Below are 372 nucleotides of genomic sequence, written 5' to 3' on the forward strand. Positions count from 1 at the left end.
TGTTGTCAGGTGCATACCTGCAACGTGCGGGGGTTTTCTCTCTCCAGCAACCAATGCCACCAGGGATTAAGCCCCCGCAACATTGCGCCTCACCGGAACCCTTCCGGCTTGCCGCTGATTCTACGACTGTTTTTCTGTTCCGGAATCCATCACTTCTTCACTCTGTGCTGCGCATTCCGCAGAATATTATCCGCTTGCAACCGTTGCATTTTTCTTACGAAAAAGGCCGCAGAGTTTTATCCCTGCGGCCTGGTCCGGGCGCAAATTGCCATTACGGCAGCCTGACGCCCGTCTGACACGTTACTTCCGCTTGTTCAGCCAGTTCACGATCAGACTGGCAAGAATGCCAGCAATGACCGGAGCCGCTAAATC

The 372-nt window shown here is 54.0% G+C and carries 1 protein-coding gene; it reads right to left on the reverse strand.

The genetic code is table 11. The features are described from left to right. Window positions 1-300: 300 nt before the first annotated feature. Window positions 301-372, reverse strand: a 72-nt coding sequence (locus BEB54_RS28795; protein WP_123057358.1) for a type I toxin-antitoxin system toxin Ldr family protein, incomplete at its 5' end; no start/stop codon positions are given.

Origin of the sequence: Escherichia sp. MOD1-EC6021 (assembly GCF_002965245.1) — a bacterium.
In the GTDB taxonomy this organism is placed as follows: Bacteria; Pseudomonadota; Gammaproteobacteria; order Enterobacterales; family Enterobacteriaceae; genus Escherichia; species Escherichia coli_F.